This window comes from Limnofasciculus baicalensis BBK-W-15, from assembly GCF_024178385.1.
GTDB lineage: Bacteria > Cyanobacteriota > Cyanobacteriia > Cyanobacteriales > Coleofasciculaceae > Limnofasciculus > Limnofasciculus baicalensis.
This window is the reverse complement of sequence record NZ_JAMZMM010000544.1, coordinates 1-2966: the sequence shown is the minus strand read 5'-3', so window position 1 is coordinate 2966 and position 2966 is coordinate 1. Positions and strand designations below refer to the sequence as shown.

The 2966-nt window shown below is 43.4% G+C and carries 3 protein-coding genes and 1 pseudogene; 2 read left to right on the top strand and 2 right to left on the bottom strand.

Annotated elements, in window-relative coordinates; all coding sequences use genetic code 11:
* Positions 1-44: 44 nt before the first annotated feature.
* Together NJ959_RS27900 and NJ959_RS27895 are read left to right on the top strand one after the other, a co-directional pair.
* On the top strand, positions 45-302 hold the full coding sequence (locus NJ959_RS27900) for a cytotoxic translational repressor of toxin-antitoxin stability system (RefSeq protein ID WP_254015024.1): 258 nt from the start codon (positions 45-47) through the stop codon (positions 300-302).
* Between the two features lie 167 nt (positions 303-469).
* On the top strand, positions 470-2074 hold the full coding sequence (locus NJ959_RS27895) for a glucose-6-phosphate isomerase (RefSeq protein WP_254015023.1): 1605 nt from the start codon (positions 470-472) through the stop codon (positions 2072-2074).
* A gap of 102 nt (positions 2075-2176) precedes the next feature.
* Here the strand turns inward: NJ959_RS27895 and NJ959_RS27890 are convergent, their stop codons facing one another.
* On the bottom strand, positions 2177-2359 hold the full coding sequence (locus NJ959_RS27890) for a hypothetical protein (protein WP_254015022.1): 183 nt from the start codon (positions 2357-2359) through the stop codon (positions 2177-2179).
* 140 nt (positions 2360-2499) lie between these two features.
* Positions 2500-2859 (bottom strand): annotated as a pseudogene (locus NJ959_RS27885) (response regulator); the annotation flags it as partial.
* Positions 2860-2966 lie beyond the last annotated feature (107 nt).

The following is a 2966-nucleotide window of genomic DNA, read 5'->3' as shown; positions in this document are numbered from 1 at the left end:
CCATAAGGAAGTAAAATAAAAAGTTTGTAATTAGAGTGACTCCTGTGAGCATAGAAGTGCGCTATGCCCGCTCCTTTTTAAAAGATCTTAAAAGCTTAGAATCTGCTGCTTATCAGCAGGTGTATCAAGTTGTCTTTGAGGAGTTTGTGCAGATTAAACGGATTCAAGACTTGCCTGAACTCCATCCTGTTGGCTCAGATGCCATGTTCTATCGATTTACTATCGACAACTATATCGTCGCGATCGAGGTGATGGGTAATATTGTCAAATTTTTGCGAGTCTTGCCGAAACCTTATATATGACGCTTGATCTTTAGCCTCAGAAAACGCCATATATGGCGTTGTAACTCATTTTTAACCCAATGGAGTAATTTGGGGATTGTATCAAGGATGGCTTATGAGAAAATGACAAGGGACAACTGAAGACATAAACTTGTGATTGGTTAAAACACAAGGAATGAGAGCTACTTATGGACTCCGCTGCACTCTGGCAACGCTACCAAGACTGGCTTTATTACCACGAAGGATTGGACTTTTACCTCGATGTCAGCCGCATGGGATTCGATGATGCCTTTGTCGAGGCGATGGGACCTAAGTTTGATAAGGCATTTCAGGATATGGATGCCTTAGAAGGAGGCGCGATCGCAAATCCTGATGAAAACCGTATGGTTGGTCATTATTGGCTGCGAGACCCCAATCTCGCGCCCACGCCGGAACTTAGACAAGATATCATCGATACCCTAGCACAGATTGAGACTTTTACAGCTCAAGTCCACAGTGGTGAAGTCCATCCTCCCGCATCTGCTAAATTTACCGATGTTTTATCTATCGGGATTGGTGGTTCAGCTTTGGGACCTCAGTTTGTCAAGGAAGCAATTTCCCCAATATTTCCACCTCTGGCTATTCATTTTATTGATAATACCGATCCGACTGGTATTGATAACATTCTTGCCAAGCTGAAAGATCGGCTTTCTAGCACTTTAGTATTAGTTATCTCCAAATCTGGTGGTACACCGGAAACTCGCAATGGGATGATTGAAGTACAAAAAGCATACGAGGCTGAAAATCTAGATTTTGCTCCCCATTTTGTGGCGATTACGGGTCAGGATAGTAATCTAGATCTACGTGCTAAAGCTGAAGGTTGGTTAGCCAGTTTTCCCATGTACGATTGGGTAGGAGGACGGACTTCAGAATTGTCGGCTGTAGGGCTTCTGCCAGCAGCATTGCAAGGGATTGATATCCGACAGATGCTGGCAGGTGCGAAGGAAATGGATGGCGCTACTCGCACACCCGAAATCAAAAAAAACCCGGCGGCTTTACTCTGCTTATCCTGGTATTTTGCCTGTAAGGGTAAGGCCGAGAAAGATATGGTGATCTTGCCTTACAAAGATAGTTTATTACTATTTTCCCGCTATCTCCAACAGTTAGTAATGGAGTCTATAGGTAAGGAGAAAGATTTAGATGGGAATACAGTTTATCAAGGGATAGCTGTTTACGGGAATAAAGGCTCGACAGATCAACATGCTTATGTTCAGCAACTGCGGGAAGGGGTTCCTAATTTCTTTGCTACTTTTATTGAAGTATTAGAAGATCGAGAAGGAATCTCTCCAGAAGTAGAAGCGGGAGTAACATCTGGTGATTATCTATCAGGTTTGTTACAGGGAACTCGAGAAGCACTGTATGAAAATAATCGAGATTCGATTACGGTAACAATTCGTCAGGTAAACCCTTATACAGTAGGAGCATTAATTGCCCTGTACGAAAGGGCAGTAGGATTTTATGCTTCATTGGTGAATATTAATGCTTACCACCAACCGGGGGTAGAAGCAGGGAAAAAGGCAGCAGCAGCGATTTTGGATTTACAGACGCGATCGCTGTTAGTATTACGGGAAGCTGGAAAACCATTGTCAGTATCAGAATTAGCCGAAAAAGTTGGTGCATCTGAGCAGGTGGAAGCGATTTATAAGATTATGCGCCATCTTCAGGTTAATCAACGAGGGGTTATCTTAGAGGGTAATCTTGGGCAACCTAGTAGTTTGATGGTTTCTGTAACTGGTGATGGGCAAGGGGCTTAGAGCCAATTATCTGTTGTAATCAGATATGCAGAAATTTTAAACGGAAGCTACCCCCGCCGGGGGGACTTCCGTCGTCTGACTGATGTCAAAACAAACAACAAACTAATCAATTTGTTCCTGCTGTTGAATAAACTCTTCCATGTTTCTAGTAAGGTTTTCCAGCGTCTCTCCTATCTGTGTAATTATAGCTTCGGTTCGGGACAATTCTAGGAGAGCATTTTGGAGTTGATTGCCTATGATATCAACCGCCTCTTTATATTGAGTTTCTAGTTCGTTTAGCGTCATCGTAAAACTTGGGTAACTTGACAGTTTCAAGTATGGAACCCTAGTGTTTGCGATCGTGACTGCGCAATGTCTAACTTAGATGTGATTTGTATTTGCTATCGATGACTACAATGGTGAGATCAATGACTGAGGGCTAAGGATGGACTAGCTTTCTCCAAGGCGTTGAGCAACTCTGGGAAGGCGATAGGTTTGGTAACATAATCATCCATACCCGCCTCCAAACACTTTTCCCTGTCTCCCTTCAAAGCAAAAGAGGTGAGGGCGATAATTCGGGGACGTTTACTAGCACACCACTCCTGACAGATGCGGCGAGTTGCGGTTAAACCATCCATTTCTGGCATTTCCACATCCATTAACACCACATCATAAGGCTGACGGTGCAAGGCTTGCAAAACCTCCACACCATTTATTGCTAAATCCACCTGATATCCGAGTTTGCGTAACATACTCAAAGCCAACTTTTGATTCACCCGATTGTCTTCAGCAAGCAGAATTCGCAAGGTAACTCGTTCTTCTGCTAAGGACATGGTTTGCATAGTTTTATCTCTAAGTTTATGGTATCCCCTTTATTGTCCATCCTGAGTCGCTATTGCGATATACGCCACAT

Excerpts from the sequence above, each read along its gene's own strand:
- NJ959_RS27895 (WP_254015023.1), top strand. The coding sequence starts at position 470 with ATGGACTCCGCTGCACTCTGGCAACGCTACCAAGACTGGCTTTATTAC.
- NJ959_RS27890 (WP_254015022.1), bottom strand. The coding sequence starts at position 2,359 with ATGACGCTAAACGAACTAGAAACTCAATATAAAGAGGCGGTTGATATC.